18 protein-coding genes are annotated in these 21,840 nt (G+C 27.4%); 1 reads left to right on the forward strand and 17 read right to left on the reverse strand.

The features are described 5' to 3' along the window. Positions 1-237 precede the first annotated feature (237 nt). The 10 genes from B5E48_RS11255 to B5E48_RS11300 form a co-directional block, all read right to left on the reverse strand. On the reverse strand, positions 238-963 hold the full coding sequence (locus B5E48_RS11255) for a CPBP family intramembrane glutamic endopeptidase (RefSeq protein WP_087245442.1): 726 nt from the start codon (positions 961-963) through the stop codon (positions 238-240). Then, complete coding sequence (locus B5E48_RS11260) at positions 956-1,831, reverse strand: DUF975 family protein (RefSeq protein ID WP_087245444.1); 876 nt, start codon at positions 1,829-1,831, stop codon at positions 956-958. The genes B5E48_RS11255 and B5E48_RS11260 overlap by 8 nt, the downstream gene beginning before the upstream one ends. A 39-nt stretch (positions 1,832-1,870) precedes the next feature. Continuing rightward, positions 1,871-2,203: a type II toxin-antitoxin system PemK/MazF family toxin gene (locus tag B5E48_RS11265; RefSeq protein WP_087245446.1), complete on the reverse strand. Its 333-nt coding sequence runs from the start codon at positions 2,201-2,203 to the stop codon at positions 1,871-1,873. An 89-nt stretch (positions 2,204-2,292) separates the two neighbouring features. Then, positions 2,293-3,414: a CDP-glycerol glycerophosphotransferase family protein gene (locus B5E48_RS11270; RefSeq protein ID WP_087305084.1), complete on the reverse strand. Its 1,122-nt coding sequence runs from the start codon at positions 3,412-3,414 to the stop codon at positions 2,293-2,295. Next, positions 3,411-4,532, reverse strand: a complete 1,122-nt coding sequence (locus B5E48_RS11275; protein ID WP_158093944.1) for a CDP-glycerol glycerophosphotransferase family protein — start codon at positions 4,530-4,532, stop codon at positions 3,411-3,413. The genes B5E48_RS11270 and B5E48_RS11275 overlap by 4 nt, the downstream gene beginning before the upstream one ends. A gap of 76 nt (positions 4,533-4,608) precedes the next feature. Further along, on the reverse strand, positions 4,609-5,724 hold the full coding sequence (locus B5E48_RS11280; protein ID WP_158097291.1) for a glycosyltransferase family 2 protein: 1,116 nt from the start codon (positions 5,722-5,724) through the stop codon (positions 4,609-4,611). Between the two features lie 25 nt (positions 5,725-5,749). After that, the gene (locus tag B5E48_RS11285; RefSeq protein ID WP_087305087.1) at positions 5,750-6,796 is read right to left on the reverse strand and encodes a glycosyltransferase; all 1,047 of its coding nucleotides are present in this window, start codon (positions 6,794-6,796) and stop codon (positions 5,750-5,752) included. Further along, positions 6,796-7,911, reverse strand: a complete 1,116-nt coding sequence (locus B5E48_RS11290) for a glycosyltransferase family 2 protein (protein ID WP_087305088.1) — start codon at positions 7,909-7,911, stop codon at positions 6,796-6,798. The genes B5E48_RS11285 and B5E48_RS11290 overlap by 1 nt, the downstream gene beginning before the upstream one ends. After that, on the reverse strand, positions 7,908-9,026 hold the full coding sequence (gene glf, locus B5E48_RS11295; RefSeq protein ID WP_087305089.1) for a UDP-galactopyranose mutase: 1,119 nt from the start codon (positions 9,024-9,026) through the stop codon (positions 7,908-7,910). Before glf ends, B5E48_RS11290 begins: the two co-directional genes overlap by 4 nt. A 17-nt stretch (positions 9,027-9,043) precedes the next feature. Next, complete coding sequence (locus B5E48_RS11300) at positions 9,044-10,075, reverse strand: acyltransferase (RefSeq protein WP_087305090.1); 1,032 nt, start codon at positions 10,073-10,075, stop codon at positions 9,044-9,046. 254 nt (positions 10,076-10,329) lie between these two features. Here B5E48_RS11300 and B5E48_RS11305 point away from each other — a divergent pair, with 254 nt between their 5' ends. Continuing rightward, positions 10,330-11,496 carry a nucleotide sugar dehydrogenase gene (locus B5E48_RS11305; protein WP_087305091.1) on the forward strand — a complete coding sequence of 389 codons (1,167 nt, stop codon included), beginning with the start codon at positions 10,330-10,332 and terminating at the stop codon, positions 11,494-11,496. Positions 11,497-11,510: 14 nt separating this feature from the next. Here B5E48_RS11305 and B5E48_RS11310 read toward each other — a convergent pair whose 3' ends face one another. The 7 genes from B5E48_RS11310 to B5E48_RS11340 all read right to left on the reverse strand — a co-directional run bounded on the left by B5E48_RS11310 (position 11,511) and on the right by B5E48_RS11340 (position 21,510). Then, positions 11,511-12,671 (reverse strand): CDP-glycerol glycerophosphotransferase family protein, encoded by a 1,161-nt coding sequence (locus tag B5E48_RS11310; RefSeq protein WP_087305092.1) that lies wholly within the window; start codon positions 12,669-12,671, stop codon positions 11,511-11,513. Positions 12,672-12,695: 24 nt separating this feature from the next. Beyond that, on the reverse strand, positions 12,696-13,727 hold the full coding sequence (locus B5E48_RS11315; RefSeq protein WP_158097292.1) for an acyltransferase family protein: 1,032 nt from the start codon (positions 13,725-13,727) through the stop codon (positions 12,696-12,698). Positions 13,728-13,738: 11 nt separating this feature from the next. Continuing rightward, the gene (locus tag B5E48_RS11320) at positions 13,739-14,779 is read right to left on the reverse strand and encodes an acyltransferase (protein ID WP_087305094.1); all 1,041 of its coding nucleotides are present in this window, start codon (positions 14,777-14,779) and stop codon (positions 13,739-13,741) included. Between the two features lie 12 nt (positions 14,780-14,791). After that, positions 14,792-17,416 (reverse strand): bifunctional glycosyltransferase/CDP-glycerol:glycerophosphate glycerophosphotransferase, encoded by a 2,625-nt coding sequence (locus B5E48_RS11325; RefSeq protein WP_087305095.1) that lies wholly within the window; start codon positions 17,414-17,416, stop codon positions 14,792-14,794. Positions 17,417-17,549: 133 nt separating this feature from the next. Beyond that, positions 17,550-18,566, reverse strand: coding sequence for a zinc-binding dehydrogenase (locus tag B5E48_RS11330; RefSeq protein WP_087305096.1), 1,017 nt, complete (start codon positions 18,564-18,566; stop codon positions 17,550-17,552). Continuing rightward, positions 18,566-19,273 carry an IspD/TarI family cytidylyltransferase gene (locus B5E48_RS11335; protein WP_087305097.1) on the reverse strand — a complete coding sequence of 236 codons (708 nt, stop codon included), beginning with the start codon at positions 19,271-19,273 and terminating at the stop codon, positions 18,566-18,568. Before B5E48_RS11335 ends, B5E48_RS11330 begins: the two co-directional genes overlap by 1 nt. Positions 19,274-19,386: 113 nt before the next feature. Continuing rightward, the gene (locus tag B5E48_RS11340) at positions 19,387-21,510 is read right to left on the reverse strand and encodes a glycosyltransferase family 2 protein (RefSeq protein WP_158097293.1); all 2,124 of its coding nucleotides are present in this window, start codon (positions 21,508-21,510) and stop codon (positions 19,387-19,389) included. Between the last annotated feature and the right edge of the window lie 330 nt (positions 21,511-21,840).

Raw genomic sequence — 21,840 nt, forward strand, 5'->3', positions numbered from 1 at the left:
TCCAGCGCCTTTAAGAAAGAAACAACCTCATCGTCAGGATTAATTTTTATACCCAAATCTAGTGGCAAAGATAACTGAATTGCGTTATAATTATCAGTGTAATTAGATTGCATAAAATTAGAAGATTCCATAATCTAATTATACCAAAAACGACAATGATAATCATTAAAGATAATCATTGTCGTTTTCTTTTTTAGGTGGACTTACGAATATTTATTTCGTTACAGCCCCTTTACACTACAATAACACTAAACACATCGAAATGATATTATTCATCATATGCGATAAAATAGGAACATATATATTATTTTGTTTTTCATATAAATAACTTAATGCAAATCCCATCAATCCATAAGAAAAAATTTGTACCCATTCTAAAAGATTGCCTGCAAAAACAGCTGACATAATATGAATAAAACCAAATATAAAGGCTGAAATCAAATGTGCCATCTTTGGATTCCATTCATAAATCCATCCAAAAACAATCCCTCTAAATAACATTTCTTCCACAATAGGTGCCAATATACATGATACAAAAATCATAATCACTGGATACGAAGTTGTGATAGATTCAATTAACTGCTGATTTTCACTTGTCTGATTTCCACCTAATGCCAGTGTCAGCAATCCACCAATAATTTGACAAACATAAATCAATAAAACACCTACAATACAACCATAAAACAAATTGTTTTTGATATTTTTCTTAAAATCTTTAAACTGTTCAATCATACTATCTTTCAATAACCAGCCAGCTAAAACCAATAAGATCAAATCAAAAATAAGATTTAAATAGGCATTTAATTGATTATAATCAAACTGAATATGAAATTGTAAAATAATAAATTTAAACAGAGCACTCAAAATCAATGAACCACAATACATATAAAGTGGTAAAATCACTAAAATAAACATCCATTTCACTTGAGTTGGCACTCTTCTACTAAAATGTTGGTTAAACATGATTTTCATCTCCACCGTATGTCTGATGATGATCATAACGATAATATGCTAATTCTTCAAAGAAAATAGCTTTTGATAATTGATAACGTGGTAAATAAGTATAAACCCCAATAATACCTGTAATAATAGCACTTATTAAAGCTCCTAAAATAGGTAAAAACATCAATAATCGATTTAATCCCATTTGAATAATCATCAATCCAAGAATCCATCCTAAAAATGAAAGATTTAATTTAATATAATCAAAAATATGTCCTTTCATAAAACGATAAGATTCTTTAATAGCCATTAAATTTGTCATTTGATATCTTTCAAGTAAATATGGAACTGCAAACAAATAAGAAGATATCACAAACACAATAACAATCATAAGCATATAAAACAATATAAATGCAGCTAAAAGTGATGGTGATTGACTGAAAATACTCAATAATACTTGTGTATAATTTCCTGATAATGATATTTCATTAGCAAAACTATCTAATTGAATTCCTGATAAAAAAGCACCAAAAATCATCATTAAAATAAACATAGCAGCAAAAGTAATAAAAAATAAAACAATGTTATTCAATAAATATGTAGAAAACAATCCTTTAAATCTTTTAAACCCTACAAGAGCATCATCATCAGATAATAATGAAGATTGATTTCTAACCATTTTTAATGAACTGACAACATATCCATGTGAAACAGCAATAAAAGCAAGACTTATTATGATATAAATTATGCGTGATAATATATCATGTCCTGTACTAAATAAAGTTGGAATCAATTCCAACAATACTAATATCATAAGAATACGTATATATTGTTGCTTATCAACACTCAACAGTTGATTGGCTCTTTCTTTAATCTTTCTAATATTCATCTATATCACTCCTTAATTGCAACCATTATATCATATCTCTTATTTAATGTCTAAACTTGTTTTAATGGCCGAATTTACTTTATCCATCAAGGATTCTGACAAGACTCCTAAACGTTCATCTATTCTTTTTTTATCAATTGTTCGTATCTGTTCTAACAAGATGACTGATTTCTTTTCTAAAAATGGTGTTTCAATGATGACATGTGTTGGTAAATCATTTTTAGTCATTCTTGAAGAAATAGGTGCGACGATAACCGTTGTAGAATATTTATTACCCTTATTATTCTGTAAAATCAAAACCGGTCTATATCCACCTTGTTCACTACCAATGACTGGTGATAAATCTGCATAATATATTTCTCCCCTATTCATATTGTCCTCCTATCATACAAATAGTATATGAATAAGATAAGAAAAATATGATGATATAAAATAATAAGAATGCTCAAAATAGGCATTCTTTATTTCCACTGTTCCATCATAAAACGAACAATATCTTGTGTATATGTTGTTTGAGGTTTAGCAATCATCTTATGAGCAAAAGATTGAATATCATATCTTTGTGGATGATTCAAAGATTCTATAAGAGATTTTGGGCTTTGAAAAATAGTTCCCGGTAAATCATGTATATAATCAATATACATGCTACGTTTTCTCATATATTCTTCATAATCAAATGCATAAAAAAACAAAGGTTTGTTTAATAATGAGGCTTCAAATATAACTGCCGAATAATCTGTAATAATGTAGTTTGCAACATGGAAAAATTCTAAAGAAGTATATTGATGATCTTCGATAATTCTAGAATCATGAATATGAAATGTTGTTAATGGATGCAATTTTAATACAAGATGATATTGATTAAAATCTATAACATCAATAAGCTCTTTAATAGCGTTATAGAGTACGTGGTCATCTTTTCTAAAAGTAGGAGCATAAACAATGATTTTTTTATCTGACTGACATAGTTGTGGATAAGTTTCTAGTATATTCTGGCTTATAACCTGTTTATGATTCTCATCAACTAATAAATCTGTTTTGGGTAAAGGAAAGACTTTGACTTGAGATAAGTTTACATGAAATGCATCAGCAAAGAAAGGTCTTGTATATTCACTGCTTGAAAAAACATAAGTATAATTTTTATGCATTCTCATTAAATGAGCAATCTTTGAACTTGATCCTTCTGGTTGGTCTAAAATGCTATATCCAAATTTTTTAAACGCACCTAAAGCGTGCCAAATTTGAATGACGACTAAGTCTGAACGTTGTTTTAATATACATACAGGAATGCAATAAGTATCTAAAATAACCATTTTAGAAGTTGCTATATGATACATTTGTTTTAACATATGAAAACAATATAAAATATGATTTTTCATTCCTTTTTTTAACATTTTTGCTAAAACAACATGTTGAATATCTGGGTTTACTTTTTTTGTTTCATCTATAATCATTTGAAAATCCAAAGGTGTCACATCCATTTGACGTGATATATAAGTTATCTTATTTTGAACTGGTAAACATTTCATAAAAAAATACAAAATATTTAATTCAAAAATACCAATATTAACAATAATACTCATGATTTTCCTCCTAATAATTGTTCTACAAAACGCTTTGTAGATTTTCCATCACAAGATGACATAAATTTTTTCTGAAATTTTTCCTTTTTTTGAGAATAGTCATTTGGATTTAAAATAGCCTTCTCTAGTTCCTTTTGATTTTTAACAACTGGACCATAAGTATATTCTTCATAAGGATAAAAGAAATCTCGTGCTTGAATATATTCTTGTAAATCATAAGCAAAGAATATAGTTTGAATATCAAGTAATGATGCTTCAAAAATAACAGATGAATAATCCGTTATTAATATATCTGTTATAAACAATAAATCATTAATTTCACGCATTGAAGTCAAATCAATATAAAATTGAGGATCTAAAGTTTCTTGATATTTGTTTTTAATAAATGGATGTAATTTGATAATACAAACATAATCTTCACCTAATGATTGTTGTAAAGATGAAAAATGTATTTGACTAAAATCATAATAAGCCTTATGAATATCGTTACCTCTAAATGTAGGAGCAAATAATATAACCTTTTTCCCTTTTAACATTGGATATTTATCATATAAATCTTTTTTGATTTGCTTTTTATAATCTTTGTCAAAAAAAATATCTGTTCTAGGAATTCCATAACTATGAACATCTTGAATATCCATACGAAAAGCTTTTGCATAATCTTTTCTAATACTTTCACTACTTACAATCGTATCTGTATAATGACGATGTGTCATAGAAAATCGATCATGGTTTTGTTTTCTAGCAAAACCTACCGTTTTAAATGCTCCTACCGCATGCCAAACCTGTATCAATTTTGTCTGCTTTCTTAAAGGTATAGGATAAATAATGGGATAAAAATCATCTATGAGAATATATTGAGAAGTCGCCATATCTTTACAGATTGATTTTTTATCATGTTTCATCAAACTTGATTCATATAAATGTTTCTTGATAATATAACTTTCATCCAAAGCCTTCTCAATAAAATTAAAATTACCAGTCATTGTATTTCGAGAATCTGATAAAAACAAAACCTGTCTTGGTGTTATTCCATACCTCATTCTATACCATATATATATAAGTATATAATCTAAACGTCGAAGAACTTGTAAAACCATTTTTATATAACTTTTCAAAATCATCACCTGCTTTTATGCATTATAACATATCTTTTCATAAAAATAAAAAAATTATAAGTCATTTTCACATAACCTATAACTTTTTGAGATTTTCTTTTAATTTCATACAAAGCTTCCATATCCTTGAATAATAAAGGGCATAATAAATACGATATAAAAAGCCATGACCTCGTGTATATATATGACGATTAGTCATTTGATATTGTGTTAGTAAAAACTGATGTGGAGTAAGTGTCATAACATCTTTAAAGTCTTGATAATCTTTTTTGACATAGAAATAATCTTGATTTAATTGTTGTGAAATTTGAAAATCATGAATAAGACTTTGTTGTAATTTGATATATATTTTCATAAAGGATTGCACCATTGATTGTGTTTTTAAAGAATACAGCATACCATTAATAAGTCTATTGTCAAAAGACTGCTTGATTTCTGTTGTAAAATGAATATCATTTTTTAAATCTTGATATACTTGATAATAAGCTTGATAACTACAAAAAACTGTAGAAGATGCTTTCCCCGTTAAACTTTGCGTATTATTAATACGATAATGCATTAATGGTTTATCAACAACAGTAATACACTCTGCCAAAAAATAAGACATCATGGAAAAATAAGTATCATTTGCTTGTTTAAGATTTTGAAATCTTAAATGATGTTTTTCTATAAAAGATCTTTTCCACATCTTATTCCATGGAACATTTGTAGAAAAATTAAAGATATAACGAGGATGGGTCTTTTTAGAAAAAGGAATATGATCTGGTAACATCTCTTTTTTTAAATATGTTCCTGTCTTAATGATCGTTTGAGTCAATGAATCATATCGGTTAGCTGCGCATACACATAAATCAGCCTGATCTTTTTCACATTTTTTATACATACATTCAAGAGCATTCTTTTCAAATAAATCATCAGCGTCCCAAAACACTACATACTTCCCTCTAGCAATATTCAACCCATTATTTCTCGCAACACCAGCATATTGATTTTGTTGTGTTAATACAATTAATCGAGAATCTTTATTTTGATAATCTTTTAATATGGATAGAGATTCATCAGATGAACCATCATCCACACAGATAATTTCAATTGATTTTAAAGATTGTCCAAGAATAGTATCTAAAGTATCCTTTAAATATTGCTGAGCATTATACACCGGAACAATCACACTGACTTTAATTTGATTCACCGATAAATCCTCCTTTTCATCTTCTTTAAATATGTAATATTTTCTTTACATTTCTAATACGTCTTTTGATGAAATTTTTTGTTTTTCGAATACGTGCACTTGTATTCATCCATTTATAAGCAGCTTTAGGATTTTCAATAATACGTGTTATTTTTTGCCATTCTAACTTCGTAAAATCTTCTTCACGCATTTCTTTTAAGTTCATCGCTTCTTTAAATTCTTTTGAAAGTTGATATAAATATTCTAGACGGAATTCTTTTGCGATACGTCCATAATTCCAAAAATAATTTCTGACACGTTTTAAGGAATATTCATAAATAAAGTATTCTTTTAACTGTGCATTTCTATCTAAAAATTCATGAATAAATTGATATTCTTCATTCATACAATAGACTTTTGATTTGCTGTTTACAGAAGAATTAGGGTTATCTCGACGATTCATATAATATGGTCTATTCACAAAATACATTCTTTCAGCCCATGCAAACGTTTGAAACCAGAATCCATTATCTTGAAACGAAGCTCCCGGTGTTGTATTATGTCTGATATGATATTTTTCAAGCATTTCTCGTTTATAAATCCCACTCCATGTATTGAGAATATATCGAAAAACTTGTGGATGCTCTTTAGGATTAACAATCTGGTTATAACCTGTTCCATCTTTAGATAACTGATTATAAGTTGCTATAAGAGTTCCATTCTTATATACAAAACGATAAAAATCAGCTTTAATCACATCAAGATCATTTTCATGAGCAATTTTATATAAGTCTTCATACATATGTAAGTCTACATAATCATCTGGCTCAACAATTCCAACATATTCTCCTGTTGCCTTATCAAGACCATCATTCATTCCTTTACCATAACCTTCATTTTGCTTATCAATAATCACAATACGATTATCTTTTTGAGCATAATCTTGAATTATTTTTAATGAATTATCTGTTGAACCATCATTAACACATATAATTTCTATATCCTTCAAAGTCTGATGAACAATACTTTCCATACATTCAACTAAATATTGTTCAACATTATAAATAGGTACAATAATTGATACTTTAGCCATTATTTCGTTCTCCTTTTCAACCATTTCTTTATGTGCAATGGAATAAACAATACAATCTTTCCTACTTTATATGTCTTAGAATTTTTAATTCGTTTAGCTCCATCATCACTTTTTTGTTTTGCCTTTTTTCTTAATTTAAAAAATTGTTCATACACATATTCATCACAATCATAAGATTGAACATCGAAAACACGTTTTACATAATTGGTTGATAAAAAACCAGCTGGATATTGTTCAAGATGAAGTGAAGGAAGGATTTCATACTTGATCAGTTCATAGACTTTCTTATAAGCATCTCCTTCAATAGTATCAAGATTCCAAAAACTAAAATGTACATACCAATTCACAAAAGACTTTTCAACCTCATGATATTTACCGATACGTTCCAATTCTTGTTTCAAAGCATTCGCTGCCAAATAAAAACAATTCCATGATTTTTCCCTTGTTACGGAAAGCGATAAAGAATCATTGATACGATGATGAATTAAAAGTTCATTTAATGCATAAATTTTTTTTGCTTTAACAAGTGAAGAAAAAACAAAAAACAAATCATTCGATGTTCTCAAATTTTGAAAAGATAATTTCTCATCAATAATAAACTGTCTACGATAAAGTTTATCCCATGCCCATCCTACACAAAAATGAAAAACATTGTCCGAGATATCTTTATAAGTAAATGGATTACATGGAATTTCGTGAATACGTAAAGCATAATCCATTGATAAATACTGGTGAGAAGAAGCATCATATTTATTTCCTCTAAAAATACATATATCAACATCATGTTTCACACTATTTATATAAGCTTTTTCTAACATTTCAGCTTCATAAAAATCATCTGCATCAAGAAAAGATACATATTCACCAGTCGCATATTCCATACCTTTATTTCTTGCAACTGCAGCTCCCTGATTATTTTGATAAACATATTGAATTCTTGAATCTTCTAAAGCAGCCTGTGATATAATTTGAGCTGATTCATCCGTTGAACCATCATCTACACAAATGATTTCTATGTCTTTTAAAGTTTGATTCATAACATCATAAAGACATTTCTTAAATGCTTGACCTCCATTATAAACCGGTATAATCACCGAAACTTTAATATCACTCATCCTTTACACCTCAATGATATCATTTCCTTTTTTACACATTTTAATGCTTCTTCAATAACATGATGCATATCAAAATATTTATACATACCTAATCTGCCTCCAAAGATAACCTTATCTTCCTTCTGTGCCAATGCTTTGTATTTTTCATATAAAGCATTGTTCTTTTCATCATTCATTGGATAATAAGGTTCATCACCTTTATGCCATGAAGCTGGATATTCTTTTGTAATCACTGTTTTAGGTTGTGTTCCATATTCAAAATGCTTATGTTCTATAATTCTTGTATAAGGTACTTCATATTCGTTATAGTTGACAACGGCATTTCCTTGATAGTTATCTGTATCTAAAATTTCTTCTTCAAATCTTAAACTACGATATTCCAGTTCTCCATAACAATAGTCATAATACTGATCGATCATTCCCGTAAAGACTATCTTATCTGCTATTTCTTCTAACTCTTTACGATGTTCAAAGAAGTCACAGTTGACTTTGACATCAATTCCTTCAAGCATTTTTTCAATAATTTGTGTATATCCACCGATAGGGATACCTTGATACAAATCGTTGAAATAGTTATTATCATATGTAAATCTAACCGGTAATCTCTTGATAATAAATGAAGGCAACTCGTTACATGGTCGACCCCATTGTTTTTGTGTATAGCCTTTAACAAGCTTTTCATAGATATCCTTTCCAACTAATGAAATAGCCTGTTCTTCAAGATTTTGAGGTTCAGTAATTCCTGATTCTTTAATCTGTTCATCAATCTTTTCCTTAGCCTGTTCAGGTGTGACAACACCCCATAACTTATTGAAAGTATTCATATTAAAAGGCATGTTGTAGATTTCACCTTTATAATTGGCAATAGGTGAATTTGTGTATCTATTAAACTGTGCAAACTGCTGAATATAATCCCAAACTTCTTTATTTGAAGTATGGAAAATATGAGCACCATATTTATGTACATGAATACCTTCCACTTCTTGAGTATAAATATTTCCACCAACATGACTTCTTTTATCAATAACAAGACATGTCTTTCCTTTCTTATTGGCTTCATAGGCAAAGATACTGCCAAATAATCCACTTCCTACTATTAAATAATCGTACTTCATCATTCTCATCCTTTCTGTTATTTAGGTACGCTATTTTTAACCACCGGTATTTTTTGCATCGTTTTTATAATCATAGAGCAAATAATCATAATCACAAATGGTCCTATAATACGATATACGACTTGACGTTGTGAAATGGGTAATATAGTCAAAATCATTTGAATAATATACCAATGAATAAGGTATGTTCCAAATGTCACATTTTTAAAGTAAGAACTTATTTTTTCCAAAATATCCATTATTGATTTATTTGGAAAATATTTAAAGAAAACAAAAATAGCTGAAGAATAAAGCACTGATGGTGCATTCGTATATCCTTTCCATAAACGACTGACTTCACCTATTTGGTAAGAAGCATACCACGTTCCTAACCAGTGAGCTAAAAATCCTAAAATTCCTAATACATAAATCATCATTCTTTGTTTTTTAGATAATTCATAATGATCAACATAATAACCAATTAATACAAAAATAATATGATTCATTCCAACCGGAAATTGTAAAGAACCATTATAAGGAATATCTATCAATTTAAAGACTAATGGTAATAAAGAAACTGTCATAAAAGAAATAATAATCATATATCCAAAAATATTTTGTTGTTGATTTTCTTCAATTGAAGATAGAACAGGTATACTTAAATAAACTGCAAATAATGGAATAAAATACCAGTAAACAGTGACTACATTGCCATTCATGAAAGTATCAACAATCATCTTTAAACTGATATCTTCCAAAGCTATTCTTCGGTATGCCAACATAAATAGTATTCCTATTATTGACCATATGACATATGGAATAACAACTTTATGAATACGTTTTTGAAAATATTTTTTTGTAGAATACCTTTTTCGATAATTTAATAATGTCGCACCTGTTATCATAAAGAAGACAGGAACAGCAAAATACATGACACTTTCAATAAAATTAGCCAATATCCAATAATCTTCATAACCAAAATCCCAAAAACAGTGATTAACATGTAAGAAAATAACAGCAAAACATGAAAGAACACTTAAAACTTGAAGATACGCCTTACGTTTGAGCATAAAATTCACCTTCTTGACATTATATCAGTAATATACTCTTTTTTACGCTTTTGAAACTATCAAATCAAATTAAGTTTATGTTAATGGTATGTTAAAAACAAATCATGTTCTCACATTTATTCTTTGACTATTTTAAACTTCATTTCTAGAATAAAGTATTAAATTAAGTTTTTGTAAAGTCATGTTAAAGTCTTGTTAAAAGCCTTTACAAAGATTTTTAATTGTTTAAACTAAAAAAAGAAAAGAGGTAGATTATGAAAATTACAGTTGCTGGATTGGGATATGTTGGTTTAAGTCTTGCTTGTCTACTCGCTCAAAAATATGAAGTGACAGCTATAGATATTGTTCCCGAAAAAATTAAACTCATTAAAAATAAAAAATCTCCAATTAAAGATCAAGAAATTGAAGACTTTTTGGCCCATAAGGAGCTTCATTTAACGCCAACCTGTATAGGTAAAGAGGCATATCAAGATGCTGACTACGTCATTGTAGCTGCTCCAACAAATTATGATGATGAATCTCATCAATTTGATACAAGTGCTGTAGAATCTGTCATTACAGAAATCATGAAATATAATGATTATGCAACCATCGTCATTAAATCAACAATTCCTGTTGGTTATACAAAAAGCATTAATGAGAGATTTCATACTGATCGTATTATCTTTTCCCCTGAATTTTTAAGAGAAGGAAAAGCATTATATGATAATTTATATCCTTCACGTATTATTGTAGGAGAAAATAGTTCACGTGCTCATGTTTTTGCATCAATGCTTAAGGAATGTGCTATTAAGCAAGATATTCCATTATTATTTACAAATCCTACAGAAGCTGAAGCTATAAAGCTTTTTGCAAATACGTATCTTGCTTTAAGAGTCGCTTATTTTAATGAACTAGATACTTATTGTGAAATTAAGAATCTGAATACAAAACAAATTATTGAAGGTGTTTGTTTGGACCCACGTATTGGAATGCATTATAATAATCCTTCTTTTGGATATGGAGGATATTGCTTACCTAAAGATACAAAACAATTAAAAGCAAATTATGAAGGTGTTCCAAATGATATTATCAAAGCTATTGTAGATTCTAATATGACAAGAAAAAAACATATTGTACAAATGATTTTAGACAAACATCCTCATACTGTCGGTGTTTATCGTTTAACAATGAAAGCGAATAGCGATAACTTTAGAGCAAGTGCTATTTTAGATGTTATGAATATGATCAAAAAACAAGGGGTTGAGATTATTATTTATGAACCTACTTTAAATCAAGATAGCTATGAAGATATGAAACTTGTTAATGATTTAGAAGCATTCAAAACACAAAGTGATATTATCTTAGCAAATCGTTTTACTCATGAAATTGATGAAGTCATTGAGAAAGTTTATACAAGAGATTTATATTTTAGAGATTAAAAAAGGAGTCTTGCTTATGCTGACTCCTTAAAAATCCATTCACATGATTTTTTTGTAGATTGCCCATCACAGGCACTTAAAAACTTTTGATAAAAAACCTGTCGTTTTTCATCATGCATTTCTCTCTTTTGAATATCTTCTATTAATTGAGAGGTCGTTGTTGCAATGGCTCCATAGACATAGTCATAAAAATCAAAATAAAGCCCTCTGCCACCATAACCTGTATATTCATCTAAATCATAAGCAAAATAAATAATAGGTTTATGTGTAAAATAGTAATCAAAAATAACAGATGAATAATCAGTAATTAAAATATCACTAACAATCAACAAATCATTAATATCACGATAATTAGAAAAATCTTTATAAAAATGATTGTATTGTGATAAATCTGGCATTTCTACATATCCTCTTTGAATATTATTATACAATGCAGGATGCCATTTTAATATACATATATAGTCTTCATGGAATGTTTCATATATTTGTTGAAAATCAATTTTAGAAAAATCATAAGTTGCTTTAGAAACAGGAGCACCTCTATAAGTAGGTGCAAATAAAATGATTTTTTTCCCTTGATAACGTGGATGTCGTTGATAAAAACTTTTTTTTATATTTTCTTTATATTGATCATTAAAAAACATATCTGTACGGGGAAAACCAGTCGCCTTTATTTGAGAGATATTCATATGAAAAGCTTCAGCATAGCAACTTCTAATATCATCACTACTGACAATAGCTTTTGTGTAAGTACGATATCCTTTATGAATGGGACCCACATCCTCTCCAGTATTTGATCTGGACCAACCAAACTTTTTAAAAGCACCTGCTCCATGCCATAATTGAACAACTTCTTGATTTTTACGAACCTTTAAATAATTACATTCTCTAGACAAATCATCTAAAAGAATATAATGTGAAGTACTTAAATGATATATTAATTTAATTTTTTTTATAAATCCTCTCTTATCTCTATGATCACCTTTTAAAGCAATAATTTTTTTATACTGACAATCATCGAGATACTCGTATACACATTCCAGATTTCCACCCATGACCTTTCTGACATCTGATAAAAATGTCACTTTATTTTTTTGAAGTGGAAAAATTAAAATGAATATCCTGTTTAAGATAATGCATATTAATATTTTTATTTTTCTTTTAATTTTCTTCATACTCTCACACTTCCTTTAACACAGTTATTTCCATATCTTATTTTTTAAATAACCTGAAAAAATATTAGTATAATGTGCAAAAATCACTGTAATAACAAAACACAAACTCAAATACAGATAGGAATCATATTGTTCAATATGAAAATATTGCAATAAAATCATTGGAATTCTTTGAAGAATATATATCCAAAATAAATGATTTCCAAACCACTTTAACAATTGGCTTTGAAAAGATATCTTAAATGATAATAAAACAATAGAAAGGCAAAATAATATTGAAACAAAATTAAACATCATTAATCTTGTGTATCTATATTGAAAGAAATAAATATACATAAATACTATTAACAAAGTTACTATAAAATAGTTTTTTTGATTTCTACTAAAAAAGCAATCTATCTTTTCTTTAAAATAAGAATACCACATACCAGCAACATAACACAAATATGTACTACTCCAATAATTATCTCTCAATAAAGACATAATATATATATAGCATAAAGATAATATTGTAATAAGCAAAATAGATAAAAATCTTTTATTTTTCAACATTTTAAAACATATATATGTAACAATGTATAAAGTAAATATAGCAAACATATACCAAGCACTATTACCAATACTTGTCCAACCAGTAAAAGATAACAAAACAGTAAAAATTGAATAATTCTTCCCTATAATAAGATCAATAATTAAAAACAATATAATAGCTAAAGCAAAATCAAAAAAAGTTTTACCTATACGATTTTTAGGCAATAAATCAATGTATTTTTGCCCCCTATACTTAATAGATTCATATATACCATAACCTGAATAAAACAAAAACAATGCTACCATCAATTGTCCAAAATAATTCAGTATTTGAATAACAAAAATATCACCAGCACCATTAAAATCTACATAAGTTTTTACATGACTTAAAAATACAATAATAACAAAAATTCCCTTTATAGCCTGTGTATATTCTTTTGAAAGATATTTACTATCTAAATTTGGAAAACAAAATTTGCAGGAACAAATCATGATAAAACATAAAAATACTAAAAATATAATCATTTTCATTCTCCTTATATAATCCATTTCTTTACAATAGGTATATGTGATAAAACAAACGCAAATAACAGACAAATAATAACTACTATCATGGATATTAGTGGTACTGATACCCATTCATTCAAAGATAAAGAATTTATTCTTAAATTATTATCTAAAAAATTTATAACAAAAGGATGAAATAAGTAAATAAATAGAGTATAACGAGATATTTTTATAATAATATTTCTTTTATGATTCAAAAAACTATCAACTTTAAATTTAAGAAAAATTATCATAAGAATTATAGCTTGAATTGCAGGAAACAATGTTTGATTATTGTATAAGAAAGAAATTGGCTCATTCGTCCACCATGAAATTCCTAACGTTAAAATAATTCCCAATAACTCAATAAGCAAAAACACCGATAATAATATTTTCATTTTAATATGTATCCATTTCTCTCTGGTCATCTTAATATAGTACCCTATCAAAAAATATCCACAATAAATACTAATATTTAAAGAAAAACTAGTTAAAAATTCATTAAAAATTTCAGGTAAAAAAGGAACTGTTTCTACTGTCATCTTCAATATTCCCATAATAAAAACTAAGTAACAAGTATATTTAAGATATTTTCCATCTTCATAATGAGCTATACACCATAATAAAGGAATCATTATATATACACTTATAAGTGCAGGTAAATACCACAAATGAAATTCTGACTGCAGTATTTCGTATATTAATGTTTCAAATGATATATCAGTGAAATCAACACGAAATACTGCATATAAAAAAGACCATACAAAATACAAAATTATTATTTTCAATATATTTCTCTTATATAATTGATTGATAGAAATCATATAACCTTTAGATAAAAACAAATAACCACTAATCATAAAGAATAAAGGAACACAACTTCGAACCGCACTATCATATGCATTAAATACAAACCATTCCATACTATGTACATTGACTAATCGCCAATTTTGTCCAGAAACATGAAGAATAATAACCATAAAACAAGAACATATTCTAAGCAAATCTATATTTATATCTCTCGAACTCATTTTACTAATAACCTAAATATCAATGATGCTATTATATATTGTTTCCGCCGGATTATCTGAAACAGTAAAAAATTCCTGCATACGTGTACAGTAAGGTTCTGCAACAATATATTTATGTTCAATAATGTTCTTTATTTCTTTAATCATCTGATTACTATTAAAACAAAGTGGACCAAAAGCATTTTCATATTTCAAATCTAATGAACGATAAGAATGTAAACCTGCTTTAAATTCCTTAGAATCAGGCAAAAAGTAAACAATAGGTCTTACTAATTGAATATAGTCAAATTGATAAGAAGAAAAATCTGTTATAAATATTTTATATTCATCTAAACTATGCTTTTCAAAATTAAAATTTACTCTTTCATTTTTATCTAAATCAAAATACTTTTGATATGGTTTAAAGATTGGATGCAATTGAAAATCTAAATACAAATCATTATCCTCTAGTATTTCTTTTAGATCTTTTGAATTTAAAAATTGATAAATTTGATTATAAAAATCAGAAGCAAGAAATTCTTGAGTCTTTAGTGCTCTACGATTATTAACTAGTTGTCCTATTAAATACTGTCTCCAAGAAGGAGCAAAAAGAATTTTATTTTTCGTATTTCCTTGGTTAAACTTTGTCATTCTTGGCATACCTGAAATAATAAAATCATTATCCAAGTAATCATAATTCTGTTTCAAATTTTCTTTTTCAAAATTTGATGATATAACAAATTTATCAATTTCAGTAAACTCTTTTGCATACAAATTTTGTAATGTAGCATGTAATATTCCATGTTGAAGATAAATTAATTCATAGTGTGTAACATCACTATACCATGCAAACTCTTTAAACGGTGAATAGATAGATAATGAGCTAAAAGAAATAAATATTTTACTACTTTTTAAAAATAAATCCTTATGTTTTTTTGATTTATAACGTACTATATTTTCTTGTTGCTCTAATGTAAATTTACTCAGTAAATCACTGTTATCTCCGTCCATGATATAATAACGTTCAATTCCATCATTTTTTACAAAATCATGGATAAATTGAAAATATCCATTATCTAATACTCCTGCTGAATCATAATATAACCATATTTTTCTGTTAGTTTTGGCTTTCAATCTAAAATATTGTATAGCAAATATATGTTTTCTAGGATAAAACCACATTGTTCTTAAAATATCAAAAATATCTTTAATTAAATTTTGATGCGAAACCTTAAAACTATGATTGCTATATGACAATCTAGTTCCATTGATTGTTATAGCATTTCTATGGAATTTCTTAACAAATCCAGAGAACTTAATATAAATCGGTTTAAAAGTCAAATCATATCCATTAATATGAATGTAGAAAGAGAATTTTTTTACTTTTGTAGGATCAAATGTATATGTAAAAGGGAAAGTATGTGCAGTTTTCATTTTTGTATTTCTAAAAGGAACATTTGACACATCTAATGAATATCTTTCTTCAAATTTTTCTCCATTTTTATAGATACCACGAACTATATATTCATTAACGGGAGTTAATTCTAAAAGTGGTGATTCAAACGATGCAAATATAGATATTTCATGATTACAAGGTCTTACTTTATAAAGATAGCAATCAATTGTTTGATCTTCATACATAGTAATATCTTGACAAAAAATCTTATATCCATCATTGTTAATATTATAAGAAACAAATTCACCCTTCTGCGTTAAAAAATATAATTTTACATATTTATCACAATTTGAATGATTGATAATAACATCATTGTCAATTTGCTTTAAAATATTTTTAATTCTTTCTTTTGCACTATCAAACAACTCACTTTCATAATGATATGGCAATAACATATCACTTTTGACACGCCAATTAAAAGTATTAATAATGAGAGTTTGAACATACTTTGGAACAACTCCATTTTTACTATATCGTGATAATAAGCATTCATTATATGTCATAATATCTTCAAAGCAATAATAAGGATTATTTCGAGTCTGAGAAACACTGGCTCCATGTCTTCTATAGAAATACTTTGCTTTCTCTACAAATCCAATCTTATTTTTTTTCATTAACAATGCAGTATCAAAATTTTGATCTTCGGATAATTTCATAGTAGTATCATACAATTGATTATTCGCAAATTCATTTTTAAACATTATATTCACAGTAGATTGATTTAAATGCGGATATTGATTTAAATCATATATTCCAGTTCCTTTATCATAGTTTTTTGAACTGTAACGTCCATGTAATGATATTTTACCATTACGATCCCAATAAATTGGATATGTAATTAAATCCACTTCATTATAATGTTTATCAAAGAAATCTACTAAATTTTTAATACTTTTATTATCTAGATAATCATCTGAATCAAGAAGCATTATATATTTTCCACGTGCTCTTTGAATACCAATATTTCGTGTATCTGAAACTCCAGAATTATCTTTACAGATATAAGTAATATTTGCATATTTTTTAGAAAGATTTTCACAAATATTTCCACTTTGATCCTTTGAGCCATCATTTATTAATAATACTTCAATCTTAGAAACATCCATCTTTTGATTTTCAATTGATAGTACACATTCTTCTATATAATCTTGTGTATTATATACTGGTATAATAACTGTAACTAGATATTTAAAGTCACTCACTTTTAAATCCTCCTTATGTTATGAGATTACATATTTACATCTATAAATACTTTTTAAAAATGAACATATGTTCTTAAATTATGATATTTGATATATAATTCTATAAAAATAAAGACAAGATAAAAATCTTGTCTTAAATGTCCCATTTCATAACTGTTTTGAAATCATTATTTAAATCATCTTCAAAAGCTTTATGCATATCTTTTATGGATTGAACAACAACTTCTTCTGAGATAATTGTAGAAAGATATTCACAAACATCTGGATAAGTTTCCATTAATTCGACAGATTTCTTAAAATCATCATAATTGCTGCGACTATTACCTAAAAGTGTCAAACCTTTTTCTAAAACCATTCTTGTATTAATCCCTACCGGTGTTTCACTTACTCCCATAAGTGAAATCGTACCTTGAGGCTGAATATAATCAATGATTTGATTGATTGCAGCTTCACTTCCTCGTCCACCAACACACTCAAATGCATGATCAACTTTTAAGTCACTTGGAATATTATTAATCAAGTATGTATCATCTACAAATGAAAAATAAGCCATCTTATGTTCTTCAACACCAAATACAATAATTTTTGTGTCAGGATAAGTTTTCTTTAGAACTAATGCAGAAATAAATCCTAAATTTCCATTTCCCCATATACCAATAACATTTTTTCGTTCATTAGAAATTTTTTTAAAATTTTCCACCGCATTCATGACAACACTTGTTAATTCAAGCAAAACTGCTACTCTAGGTTCCATTTTAAAAGGTATAATCAAATCCCTACGCATACTTACAACATTTTGCATAAAACCATCAAAACCACTGGCTCTAAATTGACTAGAACGTAAATAATTTTCCTTAATGATATCATCTTTCTCCATAGGTGTATTGGGTATCATTACTACATTAGTCCCAACTTTATATTCACCCTTTGGATCATAAACAACTTCACCAACTGACTCATGAATCAATGCCATAGGTAATTTTTGCTTCATTATCACTCGTCCACGACTTCCAGTATAATATCTTTGATCTGCCGCACAAATAGAAAGATAAGTTGGTCTAACAATAATATTCTCATCATCCATTTTTAAATCAACAAAATCTGCACGAATTTGTTTAGGAGCTATTAATCTATACGCTTGATTAATCATTATTTGTCACCTTCCACTAAACCATTAGCGACTTTTAAATCATGCTGAGTTGTGATTTTCATATTGTAAACTTCACCTCTTACAAGATGAACTGGTGTACCCTTAATAACTAGTGCTTTACATGCATCAGTTAAGATGTTTTTTTCATCATCTGTTAATGATAAGAATAAATCTTTTAATAATTTGATATTAAATGATTGTGGTGTCTGTCCCTGATACATCTCACTTCTAATTGGAATATCAGTTATCACTTTTCCATCAACAGAGTGAACAATCGTATCAAAAGCTTCAACAACTGTATCTACAGCACCATATTCCAAAGCACCATCAATATTATCATCAATAATTCTCTGTGTTAAAAATGGTCTAACAGCATCATGTGTAATAATGATATCATCATCATTTAATCCTATGTTTTCTTCTATATATCGAATACCATTCATAATAGTATCATTACGCGTAGATCCACCTGCAACAACAATAACTTTATCAGATTTGACTTCATACTTTTTTAGTGTATCTTTTGTATAAGACATCCATTGTTCAGGACAACAAATAAGAATTTTTTCAATTCTTTTATTTAAAATAAACTGCTCAACTGTATGGATAAATATAGGCTTATGTCCTAATTTTAAAAACTGTTTAGGTAATTCTGTATTACCCATTCTTGTTCCTTTTCCACCAGCTAAAATTTCTGCATAAATCATATTTTTTTCCTCCATTTAGTACAACACATTTCATATTTTAACCTTTAAACTATTTAAAGTCAATCACTATTAAAAATATATTAAATTAAGGTTAAGCACATATTAATTTATATTCATTTTATACGTATGTGTCTTTTAATGTATTTAATCCAAGTAGAAGGTTTTAATCGATTAATTGATTTTTTTAATTGCTTGTTTTCTGTTCGTAATTCTTTAATGATTAACCCACGTTCATATTTTTCATCAAATGTTTGCTGTAATCTTTGTTGTTTAAATATAAGTTCACTTTTCACATAACCAGGTGTACTTACTAAAATTCTAAAATCATTTTTTTCAGTAAAATCCAATCCAAGATATGAACTTTTCTCTGCATCATCTAAACGTGCAAATATATCTCTTGCATTTGTTAGTATGCGTAATAACCAATCAAATATTATTTGATTTTCACTTTTATATATCCAATCTAAATCTTGAATAAATTGATAAACATCTTTAAAAGCAATATAATACCCATAAACATTTTGAAAGTTTTCTTTTTTTGTCATTATAGAATTTTCACGATATCTTCGATGAAAATAATCCTTATGTATATAACCGACTTTTTTAGCAGTTATTAAATTAATTGTTGTAAAGGCATTATCTTCATGTAGAACTCCTTCATGGAAAAGAACATGTTGATTTAATATATGTTGTCGTTTATTGAATTGTAGACAAGCAGAAACCCTATATTCATCATTTTCATTCATCTTTCTAAAAAGTTCTATACCCATACATACTTTTGGATATGAGAACTTTCTATGATATTGGTCAAGAATTTTTTCGTTTAGTTTAAAATCATCAGCAAAGCAAGATGCATCAAAGTACACAGAATCCAAATTTTCTTTCATTGAAAAATCATATAATTCTTTTAAAGCATTATAGTCAAGAATATCATCACTGTCCATGAAATAAACATATTCACCTTTTGCTTCCTTAAATCCGTGATTTCTAGATGCAGATAACCCCATATTTCTTTGTACAATCATCGTTATTCTATCATCATAAGTTGCATATGACTCAACAATTTTTTGACAATGATCTGGTGAACCATCAATAACACAAATAATCTCAATGTTCTTCAATGATTGATTAACAATACTTTCCAGACATGCAGGTAAATATTTTTCTACATCATATATAGGAATAATAACTGATACAAAGGGTTGTTGATGTAAATCTGCTTTAATAGTAACTTCATATTCATCACAAATCTGTTTATTCTTCTCCATAATTTGATACTCTTTATATATACAATTATATCCCCTAACACTATTATAATCACGTTTATTTAAGTAAAAGTCTTCTGGATAATTTAAGAGATTCATATCTGAAAACTTGTTGTCTTGTAATGCATAGATAATTTCTTTTTTGACCTTCTCATCATGAATTGAATTCATACAATATACTGTAGATGATAATGCTACCTTTACAAAAGAACGTTCTACTTCATGATAAATTCCTCTTTTGTTCAATTCATCATAAATAGCTCTATAGGCATCAATAAAACATAACGGATTTTTTTCTTTATGGCTTTGTGTATTTTGAAGTAACCCTATACGATAATTAACAAGTTTAGTATCAATCCATGTAATTCTATCAGCAATAGCCATTGCACTTATTGTAAAATAAGCATCATTTGTATTTGCTAAATTTTGAAAAAGCAATTTTTCTTCTAAGATAAATTTTTTTAAAAAACATTTTGTCCAGGGAGCCGGATTAGATAGAGTCAATATATCATCTGGAAAATCATGTCTATTAAATATTTCTTTATCTTTTAGTATTTCATTACGTAAATAATAAGTAACTTCATCATACTCCTTTGTTAATTGATGATATTTTCTGGCATCAAACAAAATAATTTGTGCTTGTGTCTTTTTCCCTTGCTCATATATTTTCTCTAACATATCTTTCTCAAAAAAGTCATCAGCGTCCAAAAATAATAAGTATTCTCCTTTCGCACAAGATATTCCTTTATTTCTAGCAGTTCCAGCGAACTGATGTTGCTGATTTAAAACCGTGATTCGTGTATCAAGAAGTTGATATTTTTTTAAAATATCTAATGAATTGTCACTTGAACCATCATCAATACAAATAATTTCAAATTCTGTAAAAGTTTGTCTTAATAAACTATCTAAACATTCTTTCAAATAATCTTCAACATTATAGACTGGAATAATAATTGATATTTTTACATCCATTTGCATACTCCTTTCCTACTATCTAAAATAAATATTCTATATGAACTTATCATTAAACAAATGTTAATACAATATTAAAAAAACCTCAGTACGTCAGTACTAAGGTCAATGGAGTCAACTTAGTAAGTTGGCTCTTTTTTATTTTTTTGGAAATAAAAGAGTGTCTTTTTTACTTGTAGTTAAGTATAATTATCTATTTATTATCTTATTCCCTTTACTTTTGTTGTATAATGTAGTTAAGAAAGAAGGTGCTTCTATGTTCGTTAGAGTTATCAAAAATAATAAGGGTAAGAAAAATACCTGTTTTTGCGCACTCGTTGAATCCTATCG

This window comes from Massilimicrobiota sp. An105 (assembly GCF_002161155.1).
GTDB lineage: Bacteria > Bacillota_I > Bacilli_A > Erysipelotrichales > Coprobacillaceae > Allocoprobacillus > Allocoprobacillus merdigallinarum.

Bases quoted from the DNA above. Each gene is read 5' to 3' on its own strand.
- B5E48_RS11255 (WP_087245442.1), bottom strand. From the start codon at position 963: ATGTTTAACCAACATTTTAGTAGAAGAGTGCCAACTCAAGTGAAATGG.
- B5E48_RS11260 (WP_087245444.1), bottom strand. From the start codon at position 1,831: ATGAATATTAGAAAGATTAAAGAAAGAGCCAATCAACTGTTGAGTGTT.
- B5E48_RS11265 (WP_087245446.1), bottom strand. From the start codon at position 2,203: ATGAATAGGGGAGAAATATATTATGCAGATTTATCACCAGTCATTGGT.
- B5E48_RS11270 (WP_087305084.1), bottom strand. From the start codon at position 3,414: ATGAGTATTATTGTTAATATTGGTATTTTTGAATTAAATATTTTGTAT.
- B5E48_RS11285 (WP_087305087.1), bottom strand. From the start codon at position 6,796: ATGGCTAAAGTATCAATTATTGTACCTATTTATAATGTTGAACAATAT.
- B5E48_RS11290 (WP_087305088.1), bottom strand. From the start codon at position 7,911: ATGAGTGATATTAAAGTTTCGGTGATTATACCGGTTTATAATGGAGGT.
- glf (WP_087305089.1), bottom strand. From the start codon at position 9,026: ATGAAGTACGATTATTTAATAGTAGGAAGTGGATTATTTGGCAGTATC.
- B5E48_RS11300 (WP_087305090.1), bottom strand. From the start codon at position 10,075: ATGCTCAAACGTAAGGCGTATCTTCAAGTTTTAAGTGTTCTTTCATGT.
- B5E48_RS11305 (WP_087305091.1), top strand. From the start codon at position 10,330: ATGAAAATTACAGTTGCTGGATTGGGATATGTTGGTTTAAGTCTTGCT.
- B5E48_RS11310 (WP_087305092.1), bottom strand. From the start codon at position 12,671: ATGAAGAAAATTAAAAGAAAAATAAAAATATTAATATGCATTATCTTA.
- B5E48_RS11315 (WP_158097292.1), bottom strand. From the start codon at position 13,727: ATGATTATATTTTTAGTATTTTTATGTTTTATCATGATTTGTTCCTGC.
- B5E48_RS11320 (WP_087305094.1), bottom strand. From the start codon at position 14,779: ATGAGTTCGAGAGATATAAATATAGATTTGCTTAGAATATGTTCTTGT.
- B5E48_RS11330 (WP_087305096.1), bottom strand. From the start codon at position 18,566: ATGATTAATCAAGCGTATAGATTAATAGCTCCTAAACAAATTCGTGCA.
- B5E48_RS11335 (WP_087305097.1), bottom strand. From the start codon at position 19,273: ATGATTTATGCAGAAATTTTAGCTGGTGGAAAAGGAACAAGAATGGGT.
- B5E48_RS11340 (WP_158097293.1), bottom strand. From the start codon at position 21,510: ATGGATGTAAAAATATCAATTATTATTCCAGTCTATAATGTTGAAGAT.